Consider the following 24,002-nt stretch of genomic DNA (forward strand, 5'->3'; position numbering starts at 1 on the left):
GATTATATGATATCATATAAATATCAAATAAATATTATGATGAGGAGGAACAAGTATGAGAGAACAAAATGCATGGCGTGTGGATGGATTTATCGGCATCGGCTGCATTGCCCTCTTGCTGATGGCTAGCTTTATCAGCTTGATCCAGGCACAACTCTTATTGGCCATCGTCTGTTTCGTTCTTGCAGCCTTGCTCGCAACCGGCATCACGATTGTCCAACCTAACCAAGCCAAAGTCCTCACTTTTTTCGGCCGCTATTTCGGTACGATCCGCGACAGCGGGTTGTTTCTCACCGTACCGCTCACGCTCCGGACGAAAGTATCACTGCGCGTGCGCAACTTCACGAGCAGCAAACTGAAAGTTAATGACACGCAGGGCAACCCGATCGAAATCGCCGCCGTCGTTGTCTTCCGTGTGGTCGACTCCGCCAAAGCGGTGTTTGACGTCGATGATTACGAACAGTTTGTCGAGATTCAAAGCGAAGCGGCCATTCGCCATGTCGCGACGAAATATCCGTACGATACGTTTGAAGACGACAACGAAATCACGCTGCGCGGCAATGCGGATGTCATTTCCGATGTGCTTGCTGCAGAACTGCAAGAGCGTTTGCACGTCGCTGGGGGCGAAGTGATCGAGGCGCGCCTCACCCACTTGGCATACTCTCCGGAAATTGCAGGCGCCATGCTCCAACGCCAGCAAGCCGCCGCCATTTTGGCGGCTCGGAAAAAGATCGTCGAAGGAGCGGTGTCCATGGCGCAAATGGCGATCGAACAACTTGACAAAGAAAACATTTTAGAGTTAGATGATGAACGAAAAGCGGCGATGGTGAACAACTTGATGGTCGCGATCGTCTCCGAGCGCGCCACCCAGCCGGTGATCAACACCGGCAGTCTATACTGATGGTTGTGGAGTACGATGACAAAGAAAAAACAGTTTCCTTTGCGCATTGACTATGAATTGTATGCCGTCTTGGAACAGTGGGCGCAAGAAGAATTCCGCAGCGTCAACAGCCATATCGAGTATTTGCTGCGGGAAGCCGCGAAGCGAGCCGGACGGCTCGGGAAAGGAAAAACGGATCAACAAAGAAGCTAGCTGTTAACAGCTAGCTTCTTTGTTTTTCAGTCATGGGCATTTGTTACAGAAATATAATGATAGCAGAGCCTGTTTTGAAAGGGGGCGAACCGATGCCGCATCCGCTGCCGCCGCTTGCCTTTTGGCAGCTCATCACGCCGCCGTTTCGCGCCGAAACAGGCGTGCCGCCGTCACAGCTTCCCATCTACGCTGCAACGACGCCTGCACCTCCCCCGTTTTTGCCGTACCGTTCCATCCGCTACACATCTTCGTACCCATCGTACCAGCAGCTGCGAGCGATCATCACGACCGATCATTTATCCTTCGTAAGGAGATGACATCATGGCTTGGGAGACGCCGCGCGAAGATATGAGCGTATATACACAAGGCGAAATAGACAAATGGGTGTATTCCACTTGCGGCATTTGCTCAAACGGCTGCGGTTGCTACATCGCGGTCAAAGACAACCGCATCGTCGGCATTAAAGGCAATGTCTACTACCCGGTCAACCGCAGCCGGCTCGGCCCGAAAGGAGAAAACCAATGGTGGGCGAACAACAGCCTTGACCGGCTGACACGGCCGCTCATCCGCAACCGAAGCGGAACACTCGTACCAGCAAGTTGGGATGATGCCCTTTCGCTGCTGGTGGAAAAAACGAAAGAATTGCTTTCCGCTCATGGCCCGGAGAGCATCGCGGTTTACCATAGCGGGCAGCTGTATTTAGAGGAATATTATACAATTGCGAAAATCACCCGCGCCGGTTTGCGCACCCACCACGTTGACGCCAATACAAGGCTATGCACGGCAACAGCGGAATGGTCGCTTATCCAAAGCTTCGGCGCCGACGGCCCTCCTGCCTGCCTTGACGACTTGGATCTTGCGGAAGTCATCGTATTTATCGGCCGGAACTCGAACGAGACGAACACCGTCCTCTGGGAACGGGTGCTCGATGCCCGACGGAAGCGCGGCACCAAAATCGTGGAAATCGACCCGCGCCTTGATATCAGCCAAAAAATGGCTGACTTATCGCTCCAGCCGAAAAGCGGCACGAACGTCGCCGTCTTAAACGGGCTGATTCATTTGCTCATCGCCAACGGCTGGATCGACCGCAGCTACATCCAACGCCATACGGTCGGATACGAACAGCTGGAGCGAACGGCCGCCCGCTACACGCCTGAATTGGTGGAACAAATTACCGGCGTGCCAGAACGCGATTTGCGAACGTGCGCCGAATGGATCGGCACGTCAAAAACAACCGTCACCGTACTGCTGCAAGGCGTCTATCAAAGCATGGACGCCACGGCCGCCGCATCGCTCGTCAATTCGATGCACTTAATCATGGGCAAAATCGGCAAGCCTGGGGCGGGGCCGTTTCAGCACGCCGGTCAGCCGAGCTCGATGTCCAACCGCGAAGTCGGCGGCGCCGGCTTTTACCCCGGATACCGGAACGATGAAAACCCAAAACATTTGCAAGAAATCGCTGATTTATGGAATGTCGATGTCGAGACGCTGCCGGTCGGCCCGCAGACGCATGTCATGGAGATGCTTCGGATGATCGAGGAAGGGCACATCCGCATGTTTTGGGTGATCGCCACTAATCCAGCCGTTTCCCTGCCGAACCGCAAGCGGGTCATCGAATTGTTCAAACGGGTGTTTCTTGTTGTCCAAGACCCGTTTTTCAACGAAACGGCCGAGTTCGCCGATCTCGTTCTCCCGGTCGCTTTATGGGGAGAAAAAGAAGGCACAATGACAAATTTGGAGCGTCGCGTCAACGTGCTTCGCAAGGCGGTCGACCCGCCGTTCGGCTTGCCATCCGATTTGGAGCTGCTTATCGAATTTTCCCGGCGTATGGGTTTCCGCGACCGAAGCGGGCGTCCGCTCATCACCTACCGCACACCAGAGGAGGCATTTAACGAATGGCGTCTCGTCTCAAAAGGGCGTCCGTGCGACATGTCGGGCATGACATATGAAAAAATCGAGCGGCTTGGGGGCATTCAATGGCCGTGCAACGAACAATATCCGGAAGGAAAAAAGCGGCTGTACACCGACAACGTGTTTCCGACGGCTGTCGATGAGGCCGAGTCATACGGCCGCGACCTACAGACAGGACGGGCGCGGACGCGCGAAGAGTTCGCCGCCATCGGCGCCAACGGACGCGCCATTTTATACGGGATCGACTGGTCGCCGCCGCTCGAATGGCCGGATCGTGAATACCCGTTTTGGCTGAATACCGGGCGCAACGTCTTCCATTGGCATACGCGGACGAAAACCGGGCGGGCTCCGCTTTTGCAGCTGTCCGCTCCGGAAGGGTATGCGGAAATTCACCCGGATGACGCCGCCCGCTTGAAGATCCAAATGGGCGATTGGGTGCGCGTCTCAAGCCGCCGCGGCGAAGTGATCGTTCGCGCCCGCCTCACCGACTCCGTGCTGCCGGGCATGGTGTTTCTTCCGTTTCACTACGGGTCAGTGCTTGAGCAGGAAGCGGCAAACGAGCTGACACTCGATACGTGGGATCAAGTGTCAAAACAGCCGCATTTTAAAAACGGCGTTTGCAAACTTGAAAAATGGCTAAGGAAAGAACGGGATCGCCATGAATGAACAACGGGACAATCGAAAAGAGATGAGCGGTCTGCTCAGCGACATTCAAGCGGCCAATGAAGAGATCCAGCAACAGCTGCGCCCATACGTACAAGAACATCGGTACATCTACCCGCTTTTTCAACGGCTCGCCGCATTGGCGGAGGAGCTGGGCGAACACGTCGCCGCCCTTCTTGGCGGACCGCTTGAACGAAACGAAGCGAAATACCATCTAAGCGTACTGTTTCGCACTGCCGAAGCCATGGCAGAAACGAACGAGATGCTCAAAGCGGTCGGTCGATTCCACCCGAGCGTGCCGCTTCAAGCGCTCACGTACGCGCTTGTGCAGCTCGTGCCGACGGTGGCTGCCGCTTACGGCCATTATGAAAGTGTATTGATCGTCACGCCGCGTTTTCAACAGCTTAACCGCCTTTGGCGCCATGCGGAAGGAGGATAAGCATGGAAAGCTACTATGCCGCGCTCAATGCCATGGCCGCCGCGCCGAACGATGGTGTATTCGCCATCACGATTGACGTGGAAGGCTCGGCCTACCAAAAGGAAGGAACATGGATGTGGATCGGGGCAGACGGAAAGACAACCGGCTTATTAAGCGGCGGATGCCTCGAGGAAGCAGTGGCCGCGCACGCCCTTGAGGTGCTGTCAAGCCGACAGGCGGCGGCCCTATCGTTTGACTTGCGCGCAGAAGATGACGGAGGGTGGGGGCAAGGAAACGGATGCGACGGCGTCATCCATGTTTGGCTTGAGCCGGTCACAAGCCAGACGAAACCGGATTGGCTTGCGTTGAAACAGCGCCTTGACCACGGCGAACATGTGCTGATGGCGCGAAGCATCGCCCAGACTAAGGAACCACCGTTTTTCCAAAGCGAAACAGGCGAGCGCTTCGGCGGCTATGTTTCACCGCCGAGGCCGGAATGGCTCAAAGCGTTGCATGGCACACCGTTTTTCCGCGGCCAGAACGGGGTGCAGGAAACAGACAGCGGCGCGTTTTACATCCAACACTTTTGGCCGAAACCGCGCCTCGTCATTTTCGGCGCCGGCCCGGACGCCCCGCCGCTCGTCTCGGCGGCCAAAGCGGCCGGTTTTTCCGTCACCATCAGCGACTGGCGCCCGGCGTTTTGCCAGCCGTCGCACATACCGGACGCGGACGCTTGGGTTGTCGGCTTTCCGCATGAAACGGTGCCGAAGCTGCACCTTACTGAACGCGACTTTGTCATTATTATGACCCACCAGTTCGAGCGTGACCGAGAACTTGTCCAATGGTTAGCCGACATGCCGCTCGCTTACCTTGGCGTGCTCGGGCCGCGGCGGCGCACGGATCGCCTTTTTCCTTCCGGCTCGGCTCCGCCGTTTGTCCGTTCACCGGTTGGACTGTCGATCGGCGCACGCAGCCCCCAGGAAATCGCCATTAGCATGGTTGCTGAGCTGATCAGCGTCCTTCGCGCACAGCCGATGGAGGCCGCACGATGAGCGAGGGTGCAATCGCCGGCATTTATTTAGCCGCTGGGCAGAGCCGACGGATGGGAGCGGATAAGCGCGCCTTGCCTTGGGGAGATGGGACACTCGGGGCAGCCGGACTCAAGGCAGCGCTTCGTTCCTGCCTTTCACCCGTCATCGTTGTCGTGCCACCGGCCGACGCGCTCGTTTGGCTTCCTGACACGCTGCTGGGCCATGACAAATGCCGCCTTGTCCGTTGCGTCGCCTGTCATCGCGGACAGGCGCATTCCCTTGCCTGCGGCTTGCAAGAGGCGATCGCACAAGGGGCGGACGCCGCCGCTATATTATTGGCGGATCAGCCGTTTGTCACGCCGAAAGCGATCGATGTTCTTGCCGTTCGTTATCGCCGGCACCGCCCTGATTACATCGCCTTTTCCCGCTCTGGCACGCCGATGCCTCCGGTCATCTTTGGGAAGCAGATGTTCTCTTCCCTGCTGGCGCTTGAGGGGGATGCAGGCGGACGCCGGCTGTTTCGTGACCCTCAGTGGCGCGGCCTCTTATACGAAGGCGGCGAGCCGGTTGGCATGGACATCGATACAAAAGACGATTATGAGCGCGCTGTCATCTATCGGGAAAAAAAGGAGGGACATCCCCGTGGCCGTCGGTAAAAGCATCATCCGCAAAGAAGCATGGGATAAGGTGACCGGCCGGGCGAAGTATACGAACGATTTCAAAGAACAAGGAATGCTTCACGCCAAGCTTGTCACTAGTCCATACGCCCATGCGCGCATCATCTCCATCGAAACAAGCGCAGCGCTTGCCGCCCCCGGCGTCCGCGCCGTCCTGACCGGCGAAGGGCTGCCGCTCACAGGCGAAGACATGCGCGACCGCCCGCCGATCGCCGCTGATAAAGTGCGCTACTACGGCGAAGTCGTCGCCGTTGTCGTCGCCGATACATTGGCGCAAGCCGAACAGGCAGCCCGCCTCATCCGCATCATCTATGAGCCGCTGCCAACGGTCGGCTCGCCGCGCGAAGCGCTGAAAGAAGGCGCTCCCTTGCTTCACGAAGAGCTCGGCCGTTACGAAAAAAACAAAACGACCTACCCTGAGCCAGGGACAAATATCGCCCATCGGACCAAAATCCGCAAAGGCAACATTAACCAAGGGTTTGCAGAAAGCGACGTCATCATCGAAACGAGCGTCTCATTCGCCCCGTCCGATCACGCCGCAATGGAAACGCGCTGCGCTACAGCAGAAATTTGGCCGGACGGCACAATCCATATTACTGCTTCGTCGCAATCGCCGTTTATGATCAAGAAGCTCATTCATACGTACTTTGGCGAAGAAACCGGCAAAATCATCGTCCATACACCGCTTGTCGGCGGCGCTTACGGCGGCAAGGCGCCCGTACAGCTTGAACTGCTCGCCTACCTCGCCGCAAAGGCGGTCGGCGGACGAAAAGTGAGCGTCTGGAATGACCGTGAATGTGACATGGTCACCTCACCCGTCCATATCGGCCTAGAGGCAACGGTCAAAATCGGTGCGACAAAGGACGGCGTTTTCAAAGCGATGGAAATTGTCTTTTTGTTTGACGGCGGCGCTTATTCTGACAAAGCGATCGACGTCAGCCGCGCCGCAGCCGTCGATTGCACCGGCCCGTACCACGTCGAACACGTCTGGTGCGACTCGCTTTGCGTCTATACGAACCGTCCGTATGCGACGCCGTTCCGCAGTTTCGGCCATTGCGAGCAGTCGTTTGCCATTGAACGGGCCATCGATGAATTGGCAAAGGCGCTTCAGCTTGACCCGTGGGACGTGCGGCGCAAAAACGCCATCCGCCCAGGGCATACGACCCCGACGCAAGTGCGGCTCACGAAAAGCAATGTCGGGGATATGGCGGCGTGCCTCGATCGATTGCGCGAACTGATGCGCTGGGACGAGTGGCAGCGTGTCGAACTTAACGCCTATACCGTCCGGGCAAAAGGCATCAGCGGCGGTTGGAAAACGTCGACGATCGACACCGACGCGAGTTCCGGCGTCATTTTAACGTTCAACTCCGACGGCAGCGTCAACGTCATCTCCGGCGTCGTCGAAATCGGCACAGGCACGAAAACGGTGCTCGCGCAAATGGTCGCCGAACGGCTGAAAATGAACGTGGACGACGTTCATGTCAAAATGGACATCGATACACAAACGACACCGGAACATTGGAAAACGGTGGCGAGCCGCGGAACGTTTATGGCCGGACGCGCGGCCTTGGCCGCCGCCGATGACGCCATCCGCCAGCTGAAAGAGATCGCCGCCTGTGTGTTGCGGTCTGCGCCCGCCGACTTGGAAGTCGGCTTCGGACGCGTCTTTTTGCGCGATGATCCGGCCATTTTCATCCCAGTAAAAGACATTGCCTACGGCTACAAATTTCCAAACGGCAACGCCATCGGCGGGCAAGTGATCGGGCGCGGCCACTACATTTTGCGCCACTTGACTCCGCTTGATCCGGAAACCGGCGCCGGAAAACCGGGGCCTGAGTGGGGCGTATGCGCCGAAGGGGTCGAAGTGGAGTTCAACCGCCGCGATTACACGTATCGCGTTGTGAAAGCATACGCGGTCATTGACGCCGGCAAAGTGCTCAACCCGAAAGCGGCGCTCGGCCAAGCGATGGGGGCGATGAGCATGGGGTTAAGCTTTGCCAGCCGTGAAGGGTTTCTTTTTGACCAAGGACAACGTGTCTTAAACCCGCAGCTGCGCACGTACCGGCCGATCCGCTTCGGCGAACATCCAGCATACATCGTAGAGTTTGTCGAAACCCCGCAAATCGACGCTCCGTACGGTGCGCGCGGCATCGGCGAACACGGCTTGATCGGCATGCCCGCCGCCTTGGCAAACGCCTTATCGCTCGCCGCTGGTGTGCCGCTTAACGAACTGCCGCTCATTCCTGAACTCATTTGGCGGAAACAGAAAGGAGACGGCTATGGTTCCCTTTGACTTTGCCTACTACCGGCCACAGTCGATCGCTGAAGCAGTGGCATTGTTTATGGAAATGGAACAAAAAGGGAGACGGCCGCTGTATTATGGCGGGGGCACGGAGATCATCACCCTATCCCGCCTCGGCTTCGTTTCTACCACCGCTGTCATTGACATCAAAGCCATTCCCGAATGCCGCGTGCTTGACGCCGGCAACGATCCTCTCGTGCTCGGGGCGGCGCTGCCGCTCACCGAGCTCGAGGAAGCAAATCCGTTCCCTTTGTTGACAAAGACGGCGAAAGAAGTTGCTGACCGGACGGCACGCAACCAAATTACGCTCGGCGGCAACCTATGCGGGCAAATTTTTTACCGCGAAACAGCGCTCGCGCTGCTCGTCGCGGAGGCAGATATCGTCATCGCCGGTCCGGACGGCGTCCGTCAGTCCCGCATCAATGATTTGTTTCATCAGCAGCTGCAGCTCGGCCGCGGCGAGTTTGTCGTTCAAGTCAAAGTGCGCCGCTCCGATGCGGAACTTCCCCACTTTCACCACAAGCGCCGCAAGCAAGGTGAAATCGGCTATCCGCTTGTCACCATCGCGGCGCTAAAAAAAGACGAAGCCATTCACGCCGCCTTTAGCGGCGTCTGCCCGTTCCCGTTCCGCTCGGCTGACGTCGAGGCGCACCTCAATGACCGAAGCCGCCCCGCAGCCGAACGGATTCAGGCGGCGGTTAACGCCTTTCCGCGCCCGATTTTGCATGATATTGAAGGCTCGGCGGACTATCGGCTGTTTGTCGCTGCCCAACTGCTCGAGGATGCGCTTCGCGAGTTAGGGGAAACCATCTAGACGGGAGGTTCACATACGGACATGGAAGAAACAACAAAACGGGAGCTTGTGCTGCACATTAACGGAGAACAACGAACGGTCGCCGCCCGTCAAGCCGACACGCTGTTGTTTGTCTTGCGCGGCGGGCTCGGGCTGACCGGGGCCAAACCGGGCTGTTTAAACGGTGACTGCGGCGCCTGCACCGTCTTAGTCGACGGCACGCCGATCAAATCATGCATGATGCTGGCGATGGAGACAGTCGGCAAAGAAATTACCACGATCGAAGGGCTTGGCGATGCCCCTATTCAGCATGCCTTTGTCCGTCACTTCGCCTTTCAATGCGGCTATTGCACCCCCGGTTTTATTATGAACGCCCATGCGCTCATCGAGCGGCATCCGGGCGCAGATCAAGCGACGATTCAAGAATGGCTGGAGTCCAATATTTGCCGCTGCACGAGCTATCAGGAGATCGAGGCAGCGATAAAGGAAGCGCTTGAAGCAAAAAAAGCGGACATATAGCCCTCACATAACCGGATATCCCGAGTCTAGCGGGGATATCCTCTTTTGTGCGACGTTTTTTCCATCCCATTCCAAATGCCTATTGACAAAAATATAACGTTCACGTTAATGTGATCCTTGTTTACGAACTATGTGATGGAAACATCACCGTATGAACGCGGCGTCACTTCTGGCATGTACAACTTCGTCCGCTGGATGGGAGCGGCCATCGCTCCGGTGCTGTCCGGCGCCATCGGCCATGCCATTTCCGCCAAAACGCCGTTTATGGTCGCCATGGCGCTATCGCTTGCCGCTTTCCTTTTCTTTGCTTGGCGCAAACGGGAGCCATCGGCGACAAAAACCGCATAAAAGCAGGCCGCACAATCGTTGTGGGCAAAACGAAAACACGACCGTTTCCCGCCGGGAAACGGTCGTGTTTTCTAACGTGATCATTTGCCTCTTCCCATCACTCCATGCTTTTTTATCAACGAACCGTTCTCTTCTCGCTAATCACTACCCCGCGCTTTTTCATTTCGTCGATGTACACATCTCCGGGAACGATTTGCTCGGGCGGATAGACGCCGCGCTTTGTGATCACCCCGCACCCGATGAGCTGGGCGACGACGGAAATCGTATAGGCGGTGGTGCGCGCCATCGCCGTCACCTTGTGCTCGCGGTCGTTGAACGTGACCGTTTCATATTCAAACACCGTTTCTTTTCCATCCTTCCGCCCGCCGACGATCACCCGAAGCAAGACGACATCATCTTTTCCTTTTAAATCGAGCAGCGGAGTCAATACGGCAAGCAGCACATCACGCGGCTTGACTTTGTGGCCGCCCACTTCCACTTCGACATCGTTGCGCGTCAAATGCAAATCAACGAGGAGTTTAAACTTTTCCGCATGGCCGCGATAGCGGATCGTTTTATATTCAAGCCGCCTCAAGTTCGGAAACGAGCGTGACAGCGTCGACGTTCCTCCTGATGTATGAAACGCTTCAAGCGGCCCGAACCGGTCGAAATAAATCGGCTCGACCTCGGAAAGGGACGGCACTTCTTGCCTTTGGCCATCACGAATAATGAAGGACGGATCGGTGTAATGATCGAGAAGCCCTTCCAACGAAAACACATGGTTATACTCGAGCGGCGGTTCAGGACGAACAGGAATGCCACCGACGTACAGTTGAATCGATTCGACCTCATCAAGCCGGCTTGCGCCATACCCGGACAAAATGTTGATCATTCCCGGAGCGACGCCAAGATCGGGGATGATCGTCACCCCGGCTTCCCGGGCTTGGTCATGGAGCTCAAGCACCCGGTCGGTAATATGGCCGATATGCCCCCCTAAATCGACCGAATGAACGCCCGCAGCGATCGCTGTTTTTGCCACTGTTTCGTTAAACCGATAAAACAAGGCGTTGACAACTACGTCATGCCCTTTCATTAAGTCGGACAGCTGCCGCTGATCACCGGCATCCACCCGCACGGCGGCAAGCTTTTCGGACTGAAGCTGCCGCACCGCCTGCTCCGCTTTGGCCAACTCGACATCCGCCAGCGTCACCGCCTCAACGCCTTCACTTTGCGCCAAATCGCGCGCCGCTTCTTTGCCCATCAACCCTGCGCCAAGCACGAGCACCTTCACCGTTCGCTTCCTCCTCTATCACCGATTCTTTTTCACCCGTTCACATGGCGGCTGCTTTTTTGCCTGTTCGGCCACTGTGTTCATCCATCACGTATGTTCACTTCTCGTTCATCAACCATAGAGGCGACAGGCCGGTTCAATCACCCGTATCGATTTGTGCTCGTTGCAGCTTGCCGCTGAAGTCGACATAAATGCTTCGCCATTCGGTAAACACATCCAGCGCAGCGACGCCGGAATCGCGGTGGCCGTTGCCTGTTCCTTTCGTGCCGCCGAACGGCAAATGAATTTCTGCCCCCGTTGTCCCTGCGTTGACATACACAATGCCCGTATCCAAATCGCGCATCGCCCGGAACACGTTGTTGACGTCACGGGTGAAAATAGCGCTTGACAACCCGTAGTCGACACCGTTGTTCACGGCGATCGCTTCGTCCAAACTGCGGACGGAAATGATCGACACAACCGGACCGAAAATTTCTTCGCGGGCGATGCGCATATCGGGCGTGACATCGGTGAAAATCGTCGGCGCGTAATAAAAGCCGCGCGCGTAGTCCCCCTCGCGCAAGATGTGGCCGCCGACGAGCAGTTTCGCTCCTTCTTCCCGGCCGATGTGCACGTAGCGGTCGATTTTTTGCAGCGCTTCTTCATGGATGACCGGACCGACTTTGACCGTTTCGTCCAGCCCGTCGCCGATTTTCAGCGTCTTCACCGCTTCAAGCAGGCGCCGCTCGAGCTCTTGTTTCACCCGCTCATGGACAATGACCCGGCTGCACGCCGTGCACCGCTGCCCCGATGTGCCGAATGCGCTCCAAACAATGCCGTCGACCGCCAATGTCAAATCGGCGTCATCCATAACGATCACTGCGTTTTTCCCGCCCATTTCAAGCGATACTTTTTTCAACAGGCGGCCGCATTTCTCAGCAATCTGGCGGCCGACGTCATTCGAGCCGGTAAACGAAATGACCGGCACGTCCGGATGCTCAACAAGCGCGTTTCCTGCCGTCGGGCCATCGCCGTGAACGACGTTAAACACGCCATCCGGCAGACCGGCTTCAGTGAAAATCGCCGCCAGCTCGCGCGCCATAAACGGCGTTTCAAGCGCCGGCTTCCAGACGACGGCGTTGCCGGCGACGATGGCCGGAAACGACTTCCACGTCGCGATGGCAATCGGAAAATTCCATGGAGTGATGATGCCGACAACCCCGACCGGCACGCGGACGCTCATGGCAAACTTGTCTTTCAGCTCGGACGGAGTCGTATCGCCGAACAACCGCCGCCCCTCTCCCGCCATGTAAAACGCCATATCGATGCCTTCTTGCACTTCGCCGCGCGCCTCTTCGATCACTTTCCCCATTTCCATCGTCAGCAGCCGGGCAAGCTGTTCCTTTCGCTCCTTTAACAACAAACCGACTTTATATAACACATCGGCCCGTTTTGGCGCCGGCACGAGCGCCCATTTTTTTTGCGCCGCTTTCGCCGCTTGAACGGCGGCATCGACATCAGCCGCTGCCGATAATGCCGCTTCCCCGATCGTTTCCCCGTTTGCCGGATTCACCACCGGCGCCCATTGCCCGCTTAAAGCGGGTTGCCATTTTCCATTAATAAAATTCAACGCTTTCATAACCATCCTCCTTTGCCTATTGGTTCGCTGTACAGGTGCTTTGCCACATTTGTCCTTTTCATCACATTGTTCGTGATCTCAATCGGCCCCCATGCGAAAACTCTGCTCAACCGCTTTCATCTGTCCGGCAGTCTCATCGTAACGGACAATTGTTCCGGTTCTGTCATCACCTCAATCACAGTCGGTTTCGCCGCGGCAAGCGCCTGCTTAAACGCAGCGGCAAACTCATCGACCGTCCCCACCGTAACGCCGTTGGCGCCTAACGCCATAGCCAATTTCGCAAATGATACTGCGCCCAGTCCGCTGCCGACCACCCGTCCAGGGAACTGAAGCTCTTGGTACATACGAATCGTTCCATACATCCGATTGTTAAACACGAGGCTGATGACCGGGACGCCATAACGGGACGCGGTCTCCAGTTCGGCCGCCGTCATGAGAAACCCGCCATCGCCTGATAACGAAACGACCGGCCGCTCTGGATGAACAAGCTTTGCGCCAATGGCGGCCGGCAGCCCGTACCCCATCGCACCTGATGTCGGGCCGATATACAGATGCTGTTCCTTGAACGAGAAAAACGTGTGCAGCCAGCCGGCAAAATTACCGGCATCGTTCGTAATGACACCGTCATCCGGCAGCTGCGCTTGCAGCTCGGCGATGATGGCTTCTTGCACGTTTCGCGGCGGCTGCGGCCGTCTTGCTGTTTCCTCATAGGCGCGCCGGCGCGCCAAGACCCATTCATTCCATGATGGGACGATCTGCCGCCCTGACAGCGCGCACAATGCTTCACGGGCGTCGGCTGCGACAGCGACGTCCGCGGAAAACACTTTGCCGAGCGCCTCCTCGTCGATATCGATATGGATGAGCGTCTGATGCGGCAGCGGCCATGTGTAATCTTGCGTCGTCACTTCCGATAACCGCGTGCCGATCGCCAAAATAAGATCCGCCTGCTTGGCCGTCTCAACAACGGCCGCTGGTGCGCCAAGGCCGAGGTGGCCGACATAAAGCCGGTGGTCATGGGGAAACACGTCATGGCGGCGAAACGCGGCAGCGACCGGAAGAGAATATTGTTCAGCAACGCGGCGCAGCGCCTGCTCAGCGCGCGCCCGCTTCACCCCGCCGCCAGCGACAATGAGCGGCCGGCGGGCAGCGGCGAGCGCCGCTTCGATCCGCTTCACCTCATCATCCGCCGGAGCGGGGCACGGCGCATCCATCGCCAGCAACACCGCCTCAGCGACCGTTGCCGTAAACACATCTTCCGGAATCGAGACAACCACCGGCCCGGGCCGTCCCGTTTTCGCCACCCGAAACGCCCGTTGCACGAGTTCTGGAACGCGCTCAGGGTCGGTGATCTCGACTGCCCACTTCGCAAGCGGACGAAACCATTCGTCTAGTTCTACCTCTTGAAAGCCTTCACGGCCGCGGAATCGGCGGTGCACTTGTCCTAACAGGACGACAAGCGGCGTCGAATCTTGACGTGCTGTATGAACCCCGATCGCCAAATTGGCCGCGCCGACCCCGCGCGTCGCTAGGACAACACCCGGTTTGCCGGACGCTTTCGCATACGCCTCAGCCATAAACGCCGCTCCGCCTTCATGGCGGGCAGAAATGAATTGGAGCGTCGGTTCATCGTACAACGCATCCAACAGCGGCAAATAACTTTCTCCCGGAACACCAAACAAATGAGAAATACGCTCTTGTTTTACACATTCGATAATCGCCTGCGGGACAGAAAGGCCGCGCACGATCCGCTTTTTCATGGCCGTCCCTCCCAGTCAATCGCCTTCCAGCGCCGGGCGGCTTCGAGCAGCCGTTCCGTCGGGGCGGCGAGCGATATGCGCACATACCCTTCCCCTGCTGAACCAAACGCCGTCCCTGGTGTCACGATCACCCCAGCCTCATCAAGCAGCCGGGCGGCAAACTCAGCGGCAGAGTAGCCAACCGCCGTCGGCACCCAAAGGAAAAACGTCGCCCGCAGCGGCCGGACGGGCACGCCCATTTGCCAAAGCGCGGCCGTCATGGCCTTCATCCGCTCTTCATAAATGCGGCTGTTCTCTTTTGCGGCTTCGATCCCTCCCCGCAATGCAGCGGCTGCTGCCTTTTGCACCGCTAGAAACTGACACGTATCGATATTGCTTTTTAAGATAGAAAGCGCCCGAATGGCCTCTTGATTGCCAACGATATAACCGATGCGGCAACCAGCCATGTTATAGCTTTTCGACAAGGAACCAAATTCGACGGCAACTTCTTTGGCACCATCGACTTGCAGCACGCTTGGGGCAGAGGCGTCACCGAATGTCAACAATGAATAAGCTGAATCATGAGCGATGAAAAAACGGTGTTTTTTGGCCAGCGTGACTGCTTCGATGAAAACATCGATGGCGGCTAGTGATGCTGTTGGATTGCTTGGATAGTTTAACAGCATGATGTTGACTCGGTCGTATGTGGACGGATCAATAGCGGAAAATTGTGGTGCGTAGTCGCAATCGGCGTCGAGCGGCAAATCGATCGGCGTGCCGCGGGCAAGGTGAATAGCGGTGCGATACACCGGATAGCCCGGATTCGGAACGAGCACCGCATCCCCCGGATCGATCAGCGCCTGCAATAGATGGACAATGCCTTCTTTTGAGCCGATCAAAGCGAGCACTTCGGTATCCGGATCAAGCTTGACGCCATACTGCCGCTCATAAAAGTCGGCGACGGCTTCGCGATATTCGCGGCAGCCAGCATACGGAGAATACGTATAATTGCGCGGGTCGTCAAGCTCGCGCTTCATCGCCTCAATAAGAAACGGCGGCGGCGGCAAATCTGGCGCGCCGATGCCTAAGTCGATGACATCAATGCCTTTTTGCGCCAGCTCGGCCTTTTTGCGCTCAAAGGCGGAAAACAAATACGGCGGCATTCCTCTCACTAAGTCGGAAGCCATCTTCATCGCAGCCTCTCCCCCCTTCGATTCGATTGTTTGGGGCGCGGGACAGACAAACGGCAGGGCGTTCGATGCCGACTGAAGCCGGATCATCCCTCGCCATCGTTCGAACACGTCTGTTTAGCGAATGGTTTCTCTGATCGCTGGAACCGTTGCTTTATTGGGCACGTATCATTTGTCTTGTCTAGCTCTTCTCCTCTTGTAAACCATTTTATTATTCATTTGAAACAATTAGAATATCGATCGAGGCGAATGAATTCTCTTTCACCGCGCTTTTCCTGCCTTTCTTTTCACGCTAACGCTGTACAGGCATAATATCCAAAAGAAAAACCGGGCGCCTAGTCACGCCCGGCACACATATGCAGCCTCTTCTTACCGATAGAGCGACGAACCGCTGCGCACAAATTCGTTCGCCTTTTCTTTCATTCCTTCTTCTTTGATTTTCCGTTGCAGCTCGTGCGAAATGTTCATCGAACAAAATTTCGGCCCGCACATCGAACAAAAGTGGGCGGTTTTCGCCGCCTCAGCCGGCAATGTTTCATCATGGTACTCCCGGGCCCGCTCCGGATCGAGCGATAAGTGGAACTGGTCGTTCCAGCGAAACTCAAAGCGCGCTTTTGAGAGCGCATCGTCGCGCTGCTGGGCGGCCGGATGCCCTTTCGCCAAGTCAGCGGCATGGGCGGCGATTTTATACGTAACGACTCCGGCGCGCACGTCCTCTTTATTGGGCAACCCTAAATGTTCTTTCGGCGTCACATAGCAAAGCATAGCCGTCCCGTAGGCGCCGATGATCGCGGCGCCAATCGCTGATGTAATGTGGTCGTATCCCGGCGCGATGTCGGTGACAAGCGGCCCTAACGTGTAAAACGGCGCCCCATGGCAAAGCTCTTGTTCCCGCTCGACGTTTTCGCGGATTTTCTGCATCGGAATATGCCCCGGCCCTTCGATCATCACTTGCACGTCATGCTCCCAGGCGATGTTCGTCAGCTCGCCGAGCGTCTCGAGTTCGGCAAACTGCGCTTCGTCGTTTGCATCGGCAATGGAGCCCGGCCGCAAGCCGTCACCGAGCGAAATGGCGACATCATATTGTTTCAAAATCTCGCATATTTCTTCAAAATGCGTATATAAGAAGTTTTCTTTATGATGGGCCAAACACCACTGAGCGATGATCGAACCGCCGCGCGAGACGATGCCGGTCGTCCGGTTGACGGTGAGCGGAATGTAATGAAGCCGCACGCCGGCGTGAATCGTCATGTAGTCGACCCCTTGTTCAGCCTGCTCAATCAACGTCTCGCGGTACACGTTCCATGTCAACTTCTCCGGCGCGCCGCCCACTTTCTCAAGCGCCTGATAAATCGGCACTGTTCCGATTGGAACCGGCGAATTGCGGAGAATGTATTCACGCGTTTCGTGAATGTGTTTCCCGGTCGATAAATCCATCACCGTATCGGCGCCCCAGCGCACTGCCCAGAGCAGTTTTTCCACTTCATTCTCAATCGAGGAAGAAACGGCCGAGTTGCCGATATTGGCGTTAATTTTCACATGAAAACGGCGGCCGATGATCATCGGTTCGCTTTCTGGATGATTAATATTCGCAGGAATGATCGCTCGGCCAGCGGCAACCTCCTGGCGAACGATTTCCGGATCAATTTGCTCGCGAATCGCGACAAATTCCATTTCCGGTGTAATGATTCCTTTTTTGGCGTAATGCATTTGCGTTACCACTTTTCCCGGCTTCGCCCGCAGCGGACGTCGTACAAACGGAAGCGACGACGCACGGCTGCCGGTTGCCTGCGGCTCCGTTTCTTCGACATCGCCGCGCTCAACAATCCAGTTGCGGCGAAGAAGCGGCAATCCTTTTTCTACATTCGGTTCAAAATCAGGATCCGTGTATGGACCGGTTGTATCATAGACGCGCACCGGTTTGTTTTCTACCTCTCCTTGCGGCGTTTTCGTCGGCGACAACGCGATTTCTCTCATCGGCACGCGCACGTCCGGACGCGACCCTTCAATGTACACCTTTCGGCTGGCTGGAAACGACATAAACGAGCGGATGTTCTCCATGCGGCTTTCCTCCTTAAATATGGATAGGTTTGGTTGACCTGAAGCCGCACCAGCAAAAAGAGAGGCAAAAACAGAGGGCGTTGATATGCAAAAACGGGTCCCGCAAAACGGAACCCGATCAAGGCAAAAAGGCCAAATGAACAGCCTAAGCGTCCATCTGTTCCCGCTGCCTGCTTCCCTACGCTGGCATGACCCAGATCAGGTTCGAAGGGTCAAAGAACTTCATCGCGTTCTTTTCTCAGCCCGGCTCTCGGACTCCCCTAGCAGATAAGCGTATGACAATGATGACTGACTTTTTTTATTTTACTGCACAACAGGCAAATGCGCAAACCATTTTGTTCCATGCCGTAGCTTTACAAACACACTTTTTCTCTACTCATACTGAAAATTGCTTTAGCATCGCCCGCATCTCGCCCGCCATCTGGCCGAGCGATGTCGACGAAGAGGCGATTTCCTCGACAGAGGCCATTTGTTCTTGGGTTGCTGCCGATACATTGGCAGCGCTAGCGGCTGACTGTTCAACGATTTGGGTCATTTGTTGGAGCGACTCATCCACCTGGCGGGCATGGCCCGTCATTTGTTCAATCGCGGACGATACTTGTCCAATTTGTTCGCTTACTTGACTGACCGCTCCGCGAATATCGGCAAACGACTGACCGGCGGCAGCGACGACGTCCAATCCTTGCGCCACTTCGGCGACGACCCGCTCCGTCGAGGCGATCGCCTGCTTCGTCTCTTCTTGAATGTAGCCAATGAGAGCGGAAATTTGCTGCGCTGAGCGTGCGGACTGTTCCGCCAGTTTCCGCACCTCGCCGGCGACAACGGCGAACCCTTTCCCTTGTTCGCCGGCGCGCGCCGCCTCGATCGCCGCATTGAGCGCCAGCAAATTCGTCTGTGACGCGATGCCCGTGATCGCTTCCGTAATTTGCCCGATCTCATTCGAGCGCTCCCCGAGCCCTTTGACGACTTGGCCGAGCGATTGAACGTGGTCGTAAATGAATTGCATTTGCTCAGCCATTTGCGTCACGGACTGCTTGCCAGCCTCTGCCTTTGCCGCCGTTTCTTGGGCGCTGTATGCCACTTCTTTCGTGCGGTGGGCAACGTCAACGAGCGTTTGGGAAATGTCATTGACCGATGCCGCTGTACCGCGGGACGCATCCGCCTGCTCTTCCGCGTCGGCAGCGAGCCTTTCCATCGTTGCCGCAATTTGTTCTGTCGCTCTCGTCGTCTGGTCAGCGACCGTAGCCAGCTGGCCGGAAAACTGCGACACTTCGTCGGCATGGTGTTGAATGCGGCCAATTACCTCTTGCCAAGCGTCCGCCATATCGTTTAACGATGCGGCAATCGGCCGCAGCTGCTGCACCTTGTCAAGCGGCACGCGCACCGTTAAGTCCCCGCCTGTCATCTTGTCTAAATATTTGTTAATAACGGCGATCGGAGCAACAAACCGTCGGTAATTGAGCGTTGCCGAAATGAAGCCGACAATCGCGCCAAACAGCAATGTACCAGCCAATGTCCACCAAAACGCCGCCCCGCGAATGCTGTTGGCCAGGCATATCGCAAGGCTGATCGCCGCTGTGCCAGGAATGACGACGAACATCGTGCGAATGATATAAGCGCTTAACGACAAACTGTTTTCCCCCTTTTCTATCGTCCAAAAACTTTTTACTATTACTATCACATTGACATATTCGTCAGCACACATTTATTTTCCTTCTTTGTGCCCGCTCCGACAGCTTGAAATAAAATTTGTATTGCCAGCAAAAAGGAATTGTATTAAAATAACAATTATCTTATAAATATTCATTTGCTAGATCAATAGAATGGAGGATCATTCATGGATAAAAAGAAAATGATTGGCGGGGCGCTTGCCGTTGGTTTGCTGGCCTTTTCCCCTTGGACAGCTGCGCAAGCCGAGCCGGTCAAATGGACGAACGTCAATGCGTTTGAAGAACAAAACGGAAGCTTGTTTAACCAAGAAAACTATGACTTTGTCAAGTTTTCACAAATCGGCGCCAAACTGAAAGAAATCGAAAAGCGGTCGAACCGCGTCAAAGTGGAAGTGAGGGGAACATCAGCGAATGGTTATCCGCTTTATGTCGTCACGATTGCCGACCCGTCGACGCGCGGCAAATTCGGCAAAATTCAGGCGCTTCGGAAGCAAATGTTCAAAAACCCGGGCAAAGCGCAAGAATGGTTGGCGAACAACGAAGACTTCAAAGTGCCGATCATGATCAACGGTTCGATCCATGGGACTGAATTTGTCGGTACGGACGCCATTCTTCAACTGATGGAACGGTTCGCCACACAAAACGATCACGTGACGAAACAAATTTTAGCGAACACCGTCCTCATTTTTAACGTCGTGCAAAACCCGGACGGGCGCGTGCAGGCGACGCGGTTTAACGGCGCGGGAATCGACTTGAACCGCGATTTTATCACCCAGTCGCAACCGGAAACGCGGGAAACAGTAGAATTAATCAAAGAATGGAATCCGATGGTCTTCCTTGATACGCACGGGTATGTCAAAAACTATGGGCCAAACCTGCAAGGGCTGATCGAACCTTGCACGCCGCCGCATAACCCGAACTATGAATATGACTTGTACATCAAATGGGCGCTCGAGCAGGCAAAAGCGATGGAAGCGGAAATTCTGGCCGACAAAGCCTCTTATCAAGGCGAACTGTACAAATCGATGGAAGGCGTCTATATCCCGTATCGAGACGATGCAGCCGGCTGGGATGACTATCCGCCGATTTTCACGCCTATGTACGCCATGTACCATGGCGCTTACGGTCATACGCTCGAAGCGCCAACTAACGATTGGGACGGCGTGCGCTGGCAATACAACGCGATTATGGGCGCGTTGAAATTCGCTGTTGAACATAAGCAAGAAATGATCATCGACCAAATTGAAATGTTTAAACGCGGAATTACGTTCAACCATCCGCATCATCCGCAAGGCTTTTTCCCGAACGCCTATATTTTGCCGGTCGATGAAACTGATCCGACCGTCACGTTAAAAGCGGTTGAACATCTGCTCCGCAACGACATTGAAGTGAAGCAGGCGGCGCAGCCGTTTACCGTAGGCGGGACAACGTATCCGAAAGGGACGTACATCGTTCCGATGGATCAGGCAAAAGCGGGCTTAGCCAACACGATGCTTTGGGATGGCGAAGACATCACGGACGATACGCCGGCGATGTATGACATCTCGGCATGGAGTTTGCCGGAATTATGGGGATTTGCGGCCATCCCTGTTAACGAGAAGGTGAACGTCCCAGCGACAAACGTAGGAAACGTCCAAGTGCAAGGGTCGTTAACCGGGAAAGGCCCATACCTCATTCCGAACAGCTCGGTCAGCGCCGTCCGTCTCGTGAATACGCTGTTGCAACAAGGCATTGCCGTCAAACGCGATGAGCGCGGAAACTTCTATGTGGAAGCGCCGGCCAACCGCATCGCAGCAGCTGTGAAAGAATCGGGACTGCATATTTCTACCGCCGCTGTTCCGGCTGATGCCGAACCGATTACAAGCGTCCGCATCGCCCTGTTGAAGGACGGCGGGATGAATAAGCAGCAATCCCATTCCGGCACGAAGCTGGCGCTGCAGCGCCTCGGCTTCCAAGTGACTGAATTGACGCCTGTCGAAGTGGCCGCAAACGGTCTTGATGGATTTGACGTCTTTATTTACAGTGGCACGGAAAACTTGATTTCTTTCAAATTGAGTGCCGCGAATAAAGAGTTTGGCTTGCAAAGCGAAGAGCAGTACCACGCCTTCAAAGCAAACGTCACCGCATTTGTCCAACATGGCGGCAAATATATCGCTGTCGGCGCTGGAGCGTCAAGAGCGACCTACACGCTCGGCCTCACCGATGACACGATTCATATCGGCGGCTCAAACAGCAACGGCATCGTCCGTGTCAACTACAGCGGCACAGGGACAACCGTCGGCTACGGCCAAGGCGACATCGGCTTTGTGTACCGCCCGGTATGGTATACAAATACGGGCAATGATATCATCGAAGCGACATTGATGAACGATTCAGGCTTCTTCGTCGCCGGGCATTGGAAAAACCGCGATGCTGCCCAAGGGGCGGCTGTCATTGTCCGCGAACGAAACGCCGACGTCACGTTGATCGGGCTTGAAGCTGGATTCCGTGACCATACTGACTACCTGTTCCGCCTGCTGGCGAACGCCATCTGGGAAAACAAATCGATATGATCCAAAACGGGGGCTTCGACAATGGGGCCCCCGTTTTCACTTTTGTACTGCAACAAAATCGCCTGATGATCGGCCATCCAATCGAACGAACTAGTCGGTTTTTCTTACTGCCCGCTTCCTCCCCTTGTACGGAAGGACCATTTTTTTGTTCCATGTTGAAAATGATAATCATTTGTATTATGATTTTTATCGAAATTGATAATCGTTATCAAATGGAGGGGTCCCATTGCATTCGATCAGCCTCTTTCTTGATGAGGAAGAGAAAACATATCAGTCTTTACAAACGATTGACCCGCCGCTGGCCCGTTTGTTTTGGTCTATTTTGCCAAATAGCCGGCGGCGCATCGCCGGCCGGCTGCTGCAGGCGCTCATTCGCGAACGGCTCATTCCCCCTGAACGGGTCATCTGGAAGCGCGCCGGGGAAGAATGGGAACTTTTCATCCCACTCTCCGGGATAAAACAGATCAACGCGGCAGTAGCCGAACGGTTCAGCCTCGGTCAATTTGTCGTCACGCATCTTTGGCTGCTCGACGGAAAGGAGCGAAACCCCCTCTCCTCTCCTTTGGAGCTGCTTGAGCTTCTTCGGAGCGAAGGGCTCATCGGCTTCGCGCCAAACTGGAGCGGATTTTGCGCCGAAATCGCCAACAGCGTGATTAATGACGCGCTTGTCCAAGCCGCGGCCGAGCGGCGACGCTGTCGATGGCGCGATACATACGGATCAACGTACTCGTCTTCGTTCGAGTGGGTGCGCGCTCAGCCGCGGCCGTTCAGTCCGCTCGTCTTTTACGAACAGGCGGTCATTGACGGGCATACGTTGCACCCGTGCGCCAAAACAAGGCTTGGCTTTAGTGTCCAAGATATGATTGACTATTCACCGGAATGGGAAGCGAACGTCGCTCTTCCCTTGCTGGCGGTGCGCCGCAGCCATTGCCGCTTCGTTTCCTTTTCCTATGAACGGATGGCGAATTGGGTTTACGAACAAGATGAAACGTTGCAGTCCGTTGTACAAAACGCGTTGCGGGCATACGGCCTGTCTGAATGCGAATACGACGTCATCCCTGTTCATCCATGGCAATGGAAGCACGTCATCCAACAGCGTTTCCAAAACGAGCTGGCCGCACAAACCATCGTTCCGATCGATGGCGGCATACTGCCTGCTTATCCGCTCGTTTCCGTGCGGACGTTTATGATCCCCGGCGTTTCCGGCGATCATTTGAAAACGCCGGTCAACGTGCAAATGACAAGCGCCATCCGCATTGTATCCCCGGCGGCGGCAGCCAATGGGCCGCGATTATCGGCATGGCTGGCCGATGTACTCACAAAAGAACGGCTCACTCCCCGCTTTCGGATCGTCAGTGAAAAGGCAGGCATCTGCTTCTTGCCTCGCGGCCGAACGGACGAGGAGGCAGCGGCTCTGGGCAAACAGCTCTCGGCCATCGTCCGGGACAATCCGGAACGCGGCCTGAACGAAGGGGAGATCGCGCTGCCGGCCGTGGCGCTTCTTTCTCCGTCTTTCCTAAGCAACAAACCCGTGGCGGCCGAACTTGTCGAGGAATATGCGGAAGATCAAGCGGCAAGCTCCATGCGTGAAGCGGCTTTGTCATTTTTTCGTCAATATGCGGAAACGCTCATTCCGCCGTTGCTCGTTCTTTTATGCAAGTACGGAATCAGTCTCGAAGCCCACTTGCAAAACAGCGTCCCTGTCTTTCGCCGCGGTGTGCCTCAAGCGATGCAAGTTCGCGATTTAGGGGGCATTCGCCTTCATTCCGGTCGTTTCGGACGCCATCGCTACCCGCTCGATGAGCTCGCACCGTCAAGCATTGTGACAGCGGATATCGCCGAGCTGCAGCACACATTCACCCATGCTGTCATTCACAACCATCTTGGCGAGCTGATCGCCTGCTTGTCTCGCACATTCTCTGTTGAGGAACCGCTCTTTTGGCAGACGCTGGCCGACGTGATCGAAGAGGCGTTCGCTTTGCTCGCCTGCGACAGCGAAAGCAAAGAACAGGTCAAACAAGATCGCGAAGCGCTATTTTCCCCGGTGCTGCCGATGAAAGCGCTCGTCGCTATGCGCTTAACGGACGATCTTCGCAACCATTTCATTGAAACGGCCAATCCGCTGGCCAAATGGAAAAGGGAGGAATGAG

At 55.8% G+C, this 24,002-nt stretch carries 18 protein-coding genes, 1 pseudogene and 1 riboswitch; of the genes and pseudogenes, 13 read left to right on the top strand and 6 right to left on the bottom strand.

The genetic code is table 11. The annotated features are described in order from the left end of the window. Positions 1-55: 55 nt before the first annotated feature. From IC803_RS15180 to IC803_RS15230, 11 genes and pseudogenes are all read left to right on the top strand, one after another. Complete coding sequence (locus tag IC803_RS15180; RefSeq protein WP_081209709.1) at positions 56-901, top strand: SPFH domain-containing protein; 846 nt, start codon at positions 56-58, stop codon at positions 899-901. A gap of 15 nt (positions 902-916) precedes the next feature. Further along, positions 917-1,093 carry a type II toxin-antitoxin system antitoxin gene (locus tag IC803_RS15185; protein WP_081209711.1) on the top strand — a complete coding sequence of 59 codons (177 nt, stop codon included), beginning with the start codon at positions 917-919 and terminating at the stop codon, positions 1,091-1,093. A gap of 92 nt (positions 1,094-1,185) precedes the next feature. Continuing rightward, a complete protein-coding gene (locus IC803_RS15190) occupies positions 1,186-1,410 on the top strand; it encodes a hypothetical protein (protein WP_081209714.1) in 225 nt (74 codons plus the stop codon). A gap of 4 nt (positions 1,411-1,414) precedes the next feature. After that, positions 1,415-3,670 (top strand): molybdopterin oxidoreductase family protein, encoded by a 2,256-nt coding sequence (locus IC803_RS15195; RefSeq protein WP_081209717.1) that lies wholly within the window; start codon positions 1,415-1,417, stop codon positions 3,668-3,670. After that, the gene (locus tag IC803_RS15200; RefSeq protein ID WP_081209720.1) at positions 3,663-4,106 is read left to right on the top strand and encodes a hypothetical protein; all 444 of its coding nucleotides are present in this window, start codon (positions 3,663-3,665) and stop codon (positions 4,104-4,106) included. Before IC803_RS15195 ends, IC803_RS15200 begins: the two co-directional genes overlap by 8 nt. A 2-nt stretch (positions 4,107-4,108) precedes the next feature. Next, on the top strand, positions 4,109-5,137 hold the full coding sequence (locus tag IC803_RS15205; protein WP_081209723.1) for an XdhC family protein: 1,029 nt from the start codon (positions 4,109-4,111) through the stop codon (positions 5,135-5,137). Continuing rightward, the gene (gene pucB / locus IC803_RS15210) at positions 5,134-5,772 is read left to right on the top strand and encodes a xanthine dehydrogenase accessory protein PucB (RefSeq protein ID WP_081209726.1); all 639 of its coding nucleotides are present in this window, start codon (positions 5,134-5,136) and stop codon (positions 5,770-5,772) included. The genes IC803_RS15205 and pucB overlap by 4 nt, the downstream gene beginning before the upstream one ends. Then, positions 5,759-8,086, top strand: a complete 2,328-nt coding sequence (locus IC803_RS15215; RefSeq protein ID WP_081209728.1) for a xanthine dehydrogenase family protein molybdopterin-binding subunit — start codon at positions 5,759-5,761, stop codon at positions 8,084-8,086. The genes pucB and IC803_RS15215 overlap by 14 nt, the downstream gene beginning before the upstream one ends. Then, complete coding sequence (locus IC803_RS15220) at positions 8,073-8,909, top strand: FAD binding domain-containing protein (protein ID WP_081209732.1); 837 nt, start codon at positions 8,073-8,075, stop codon at positions 8,907-8,909. Before IC803_RS15215 ends, IC803_RS15220 begins: the two co-directional genes overlap by 14 nt. Positions 8,910-8,930: 21 nt before the next feature. Continuing rightward, the gene (locus IC803_RS15225; RefSeq protein WP_081209736.1) at positions 8,931-9,407 is read left to right on the top strand and encodes a (2Fe-2S)-binding protein; all 477 of its coding nucleotides are present in this window, start codon (positions 8,931-8,933) and stop codon (positions 9,405-9,407) included. 114 nt (positions 9,408-9,521) lie between these two features. Next, positions 9,522-9,755, top strand: a pseudogene (locus IC803_RS15230) (MFS transporter); the annotation flags it as partial. Positions 9,756-9,870: 115 nt separating this feature from the next. On the opposite strand, the gene IC803_RS15235 reads toward IC803_RS15230, so the two are convergent. From IC803_RS15235 to IC803_RS15260, 6 genes are all read right to left on the bottom strand, one after another. After that, positions 9,871-11,025 carry a saccharopine dehydrogenase family protein gene (locus IC803_RS15235; protein WP_081209741.1) on the bottom strand — a complete coding sequence of 385 codons (1,155 nt, stop codon included), beginning with the start codon at positions 11,023-11,025 and terminating at the stop codon, positions 9,871-9,873. Positions 11,026-11,161: 136 nt separating this feature from the next. Next, on the bottom strand, positions 11,162-12,643 hold the full coding sequence (locus tag IC803_RS15240) for an aldehyde dehydrogenase family protein (protein WP_081209745.1): 1,482 nt from the start codon (positions 12,641-12,643) through the stop codon (positions 11,162-11,164). Between the two features lie 116 nt (positions 12,644-12,759). After that, positions 12,760-14,400, bottom strand: a complete 1,641-nt coding sequence (locus IC803_RS15245) for a thiamine pyrophosphate-dependent enzyme (RefSeq protein WP_081209748.1) — start codon at positions 14,398-14,400, stop codon at positions 12,760-12,762. Beyond that, entirely contained in the window at positions 14,397-15,572 is a 1,176-nt protein-coding gene (locus IC803_RS15250) for an aminotransferase class I/II-fold pyridoxal phosphate-dependent enzyme (protein ID WP_081209750.1), read from the bottom strand. The genes IC803_RS15245 and IC803_RS15250 overlap by 4 nt, the downstream gene beginning before the upstream one ends. Before the next feature lie 366 nt (positions 15,573-15,938). Next, positions 15,939-17,630 (bottom strand): phosphomethylpyrimidine synthase ThiC, encoded by a 1,692-nt coding sequence (thiC, locus tag IC803_RS15255; protein ID WP_081209752.1) that lies wholly within the window; start codon positions 17,628-17,630, stop codon positions 15,939-15,941. A gap of 158 nt (positions 17,631-17,788) precedes the next feature. Further along, positions 17,789-17,902, bottom strand: a riboswitch (TPP riboswitch). A gap of 104 nt (positions 17,903-18,006) precedes the next feature. Further along, entirely contained in the window at positions 18,007-19,260 is a 1,254-nt protein-coding gene (locus IC803_RS15260; RefSeq protein ID WP_081209754.1) for a methyl-accepting chemotaxis protein, read from the bottom strand. Between the two features lie 207 nt (positions 19,261-19,467). Between IC803_RS15260 and IC803_RS15265 the strand changes: the two genes are divergently transcribed. After that, entirely contained in the window at positions 19,468-21,852 is a 2,385-nt protein-coding gene (locus IC803_RS15265; RefSeq protein ID WP_081209756.1) for a M14 family zinc carboxypeptidase, read from the top strand. Positions 21,853-22,078: 226 nt separating this feature from the next. Further along, the gene (locus IC803_RS15270; protein ID WP_081209758.1) at positions 22,079-24,001 is read left to right on the top strand and encodes an IucA/IucC family protein; all 1,923 of its coding nucleotides are present in this window, start codon (positions 22,079-22,081) and stop codon (positions 23,999-24,001) included. Position 24,002: the final 1 nt, after the last annotated feature.

Origin of the sequence: Geobacillus sp. 46C-IIa, from assembly GCF_014679505.1 — a bacterium.
Taxonomy (GTDB): Bacteria; Bacillota; Bacilli; order Bacillales; family Anoxybacillaceae; genus Geobacillus.

Bases quoted from the DNA above. Each gene is read 5' to 3' on its own strand.
- IC803_RS15180 (WP_081209709.1), top strand. From the start codon at position 56: ATGAGAGAACAAAATGCATGGCGTGTGGATGGATTTATCGGCATCGGC.
- IC803_RS15185 (WP_081209711.1), top strand. From the start codon at position 917: ATGACAAAGAAAAAACAGTTTCCTTTGCGCATTGACTATGAATTGTAT.
- IC803_RS15190 (WP_081209714.1), top strand. From the start codon at position 1,186: ATGCCGCATCCGCTGCCGCCGCTTGCCTTTTGGCAGCTCATCACGCCG.
- IC803_RS15195 (WP_081209717.1), top strand. From the start codon at position 1,415: ATGGCTTGGGAGACGCCGCGCGAAGATATGAGCGTATATACACAAGGC.
- IC803_RS15200 (WP_081209720.1), top strand. From the start codon at position 3,663: ATGAATGAACAACGGGACAATCGAAAAGAGATGAGCGGTCTGCTCAGC.
- IC803_RS15205 (WP_081209723.1), top strand. From the start codon at position 4,109: ATGGAAAGCTACTATGCCGCGCTCAATGCCATGGCCGCCGCGCCGAAC.
- pucB (WP_081209726.1), top strand. From the start codon at position 5,134: ATGAGCGAGGGTGCAATCGCCGGCATTTATTTAGCCGCTGGGCAGAGC.
- IC803_RS15220 (WP_081209732.1), top strand. From the start codon at position 8,073: ATGGTTCCCTTTGACTTTGCCTACTACCGGCCACAGTCGATCGCTGAA.
- IC803_RS15225 (WP_081209736.1), top strand. From the start codon at position 8,931: ATGGAAGAAACAACAAAACGGGAGCTTGTGCTGCACATTAACGGAGAA.
- IC803_RS15240 (WP_081209745.1), bottom strand. From the start codon at position 12,643: ATGAAAGCGTTGAATTTTATTAATGGAAAATGGCAACCCGCTTTAAGC.
- IC803_RS15245 (WP_081209748.1), bottom strand. From the start codon at position 14,400: ATGAAAAAGCGGATCGTGCGCGGCCTTTCTGTCCCGCAGGCGATTATC.
- IC803_RS15250 (WP_081209750.1), bottom strand. From the start codon at position 15,572: ATGAAGATGGCTTCCGACTTAGTGAGAGGAATGCCGCCGTATTTGTTT.
- thiC (WP_081209752.1), bottom strand. From the start codon at position 17,630: ATGGAGAACATCCGCTCGTTTATGTCGTTTCCAGCCAGCCGAAAGGTG.
- IC803_RS15265 (WP_081209756.1), top strand. From the start codon at position 19,468: ATGGATAAAAAGAAAATGATTGGCGGGGCGCTTGCCGTTGGTTTGCTG.